The 3,348-nt window shown below is 64.3% G+C and carries 2 protein-coding genes; both read left to right on the top strand.

Going from position 1 to position 3,348, the window contains the following annotated elements:
* A partial coding sequence (locus EN993_RS33225) for a [protein-PII] uridylyltransferase (RefSeq protein WP_127265991.1) occupies positions 1-2,312 on the top strand: 2,312 nt, incomplete at its 5' end.
* 46 nt (positions 2,313-2,358) lie between these two features.
* Positions 2,359-3,348 (top strand): murein biosynthesis integral membrane protein MurJ (murJ, locus tag EN993_RS33220; protein ID WP_127265990.1); only part of this gene is annotated, 990 nt, incomplete at its 3' end.

Raw genomic sequence — 3,348 nt, 5'->3', positions numbered from 1 at the left:
GCCTGCGCCTGTCGCGAACCGATGTCACCATCCGCACCTCGATCCTCGAAGCGCGTTTCCTGTGGGGCGACGAAAAACTCTATGACGAACTGATGCTGCGCTTCGACCATGAGGTGGTGCGCACGACCGGCCCCGAATACGTCCAGGCCAAGCTTGCCGAACGCGACGACCGCCATGCCAAGGCGGGCGAAAGCCGCTATCTCGTCGAGCCCAACGTCAAGGACGGCAAGGGCGGCCTGCGCGATCTGCAGACGCTGTTCTGGATCGGCAAATATTTCTACCGGGTGCGCACCGGCGAGGAGCTGGTCGACAAGGGCGTCTTCACCGAGGGCGAATACCGGGAGTTCCAGAAGGCCGAGGATTTCCTGTGGGCGGTACGCTGCCACATGCATTTCCTCACCGGCAAGGCCGAGGAACGGCTGCATTTCGACATCCAGCGCGAGATCGCCGAACGGCTGGGCTACACCACGCACCCCGGCCTGTCGGCGGTCGAGCGCTTCATGAAGCACTACTTCCTGGTTGCCAAGGATGTCGGGGACCTGACCCGCATCTTCTGTGCCGCGCTCGAGGAAGAGCAGGCCAAGCACGTGCCGGGCTTCAACCGCATCTTCCTGACTTTCTCCAGGCGCAAGCGCAAGCTGGCCGGCACCTCCGACTTCATTGTCGACAACCACCGCATCAACATCGCCGACGACCAGGTGTTCGAGCGCGATCCGGTCAATCTTTTGAGATTGTTCTGGTTCGCCGACAAGCACGGCCTGGAATTCCATCCCGACGCGCTGAAGCTGCTGACCCGCTCGCTTAGCCTAGTCAACAAGTCGCTGCGGCGCGACGAGGAGGCCAACCGGCTGTTCCTCGACATCCTGACGTCAGACCGCAATGCCGAACTCAATCTGCGGCGCATGAACGAGGCCGGGCTGCTCGGCAGGCTGATCCCCGATTTCGGCAAGATCGTCGCCATGATGCAGTTCTCGATGTACCACCACTACACGGTGGACGAGCACCTGATCCGCTGCATCGGCGTGCTGGCCGAGATCGAGCGCGGCGACGGCGAAAAGATCCATCCCCTCTCGCACACGCTGATGCCGGGACTGAAGAAGAGCCGCGAGGCGCTCTATGTCGCCGTGCTTCTGCATGACATCGCCAAGGGCAGGCCGGAGGATCATTCCGAGGCCGGCGCCAGGATCGCACGTCGCATCTGCCCGCATATGGGGCTGTCGCCGGCCGACACCGAAACCGTGGCCTGGCTGGTCGAGAACCACCTTGTGATGTCGATGACGGCGCAGACCCGCGACCTCAACGACCGCAAGACCATCGAGGATTTCGCCGCGATCGTGCAGTCGGTCGAGCGGCTGAAGCTGCTTTTGATCCTCACCGTCTGCGATATCAGGGGCGTTGGACCCGGTGTCTGGAACGGCTGGAAGGGCCAGTTGCTGCGCACGCTCTACTACGAGACCGAATTGCTTTTGACCGGCGGTTTTTCAGAAGTGTCGCGCGCCCAGCGCACGGCGGCGGCGCGCGAGCGTCTGGCCGAGGCGCTCGGCGACTGGCCGGACAAGGCCCGCAAGCGCTATGTCGGCCAGCACTACGAGAATTACCTTTTGACCGTCGATCTCGCCGACCAGCTGCGCCATGCCGAGTTCATCCGCGAGGCGGATGTGGCGGGCAACAAGCTCGCCACCATGGTCAAGACCCACCAGTTCGAGGCGGTGACCGAAATCACCGTGCTGGCGCAGGACCATCCCCGCCTGCTGTCGGTCATCGCCGGGGCTTGCGCCGGAGCCGGCGGCAACATCGTCGACGCGCAGATCTTCACGACATCGGACGGCCGCGCACTCGACACCATCCTGATCTCGCGGGAATTCGACCGTGACGAGGACGAGCGCCGGCGCGCCGAGCGTGTCGGCCGGTTGATCGAGGACGTGCTGTCGGGCAAGAGCTGGCTGCCGGAGATGATCGAGAAGCGCACCAAGCCGCGGCGTGGCGCCAAGGTGTTCAAGATCCCGCCACGCGCCGAAATCCGCAACACGCTGTCCAACCGTTTTTCGGTCGTCGAGGTCGAAGGCCTGGACCGGCCGGGGCTGCTGTCGGAGATCACCGGAACGCTTTCCGACCTGTCGCTCGACATCGCATCGGCCCACATCACCACCTTCGGCGAAAAGGTCATCGACACCTTCTATGTCACCGATCTAACCGGCCAGAAGATCGACAGCCCGGCCCGCATCGCGACCATTCGCAACCGGCTGATGGCGACGCTCGAAGGCATCGTGCCCGAACGCGGCGGCAAAGCCAGGGCGGCGGCCGCCGAGTGACCGCCACCATCACTTTGTCCTTATCCTGTAGGCAGTCTCCAAACGCATGAGCCTCGTCAAGAAATTCGCAACGGTCGCTTCCGGCACGCTGATGAGCCGCGCGCTCGGTTTCGGCCGCGAGATGCTGATGGCGGCCGCACTCGGCACCGGACCGGTCGCCGACGCCTTCAACGCCGCCTTCCAGTTTCCCAACACCTTTCGCCGGCTGTTTGCCGAGGGCGCCTTCAACGCCGCCTTCGTGCCGCTGTTCGCCAAGGAGATCGAGACCCACGGCACCGATGGCGCCAAGCGCTTCTCCGAGGAAGTGTTCGGCGTGCTGTTCACGGCGCTGCTGGCGCTGACCATCGTCATGGAACTGTCGATGCCGCTGATCGTGCGCTATTTGGTGGCGCCGGGTTTTGCCGGCACGCCGGGGAAGTTCGACACCACGGTGACGCTGGCGACGATCATGTTCCCCTACCTGATCTGCATGTCGCTGGGCGCCATGATGGCGGGCATGCTGAATTCGCTGCGCCGCTATTTCGCCGCCGCGGTGGCACCGGTCTTCCTCAACATCATCCTGATCGGCGTGCTCGGTTATGCTTGGTACAAGGGCTCCGACGCACTCACCGTCGGCTATGGGCTGTCCTGGGGCGTGCTTGCCGCCGGGCTGGTGCAACTGGCGATCGTCTGGGTGGCGGTGCGCCATGCCGGCATCTCGATCGGCTTCCGCCGGCCGAAAATGACGCCCGCTGTCAAGCGGCTGTTGATCCTGGCGCTGCCGGCGGCACTCACCGGCGGCATCACCCAGATCAACCAGCTGATCGGCACGGCAATCGCCTCTGCGCAGAACAGCGCGGTGTCCTCGCTCGCCTATGCCGACCGCATCTACCAGTTGCCGCTCGGCGTGGTCGGCGTGGCGGTGGCGATCGTGCTGTTGCCCGAACTGTCGCGGGCGCTGAAGTCGGGCAATCTGATCGAAGCGGCCAATCTGCAGAACCGCTCGGTCGAATTCACGCTGTTCCTGACGCTGCCGGCAGCCGCCGCGCTCTGGGTG

Source organism: Mesorhizobium sp. M7D.F.Ca.US.004.01.2.1, from assembly GCF_003997785.1.
Classification (GTDB): Bacteria; Pseudomonadota; Alphaproteobacteria; order Rhizobiales; family Rhizobiaceae; genus Mesorhizobium; species Mesorhizobium loti.
Note: the sequence above shows the minus strand (reverse complement) of the source record. Positions and strands in the feature narration are given on the sequence as shown.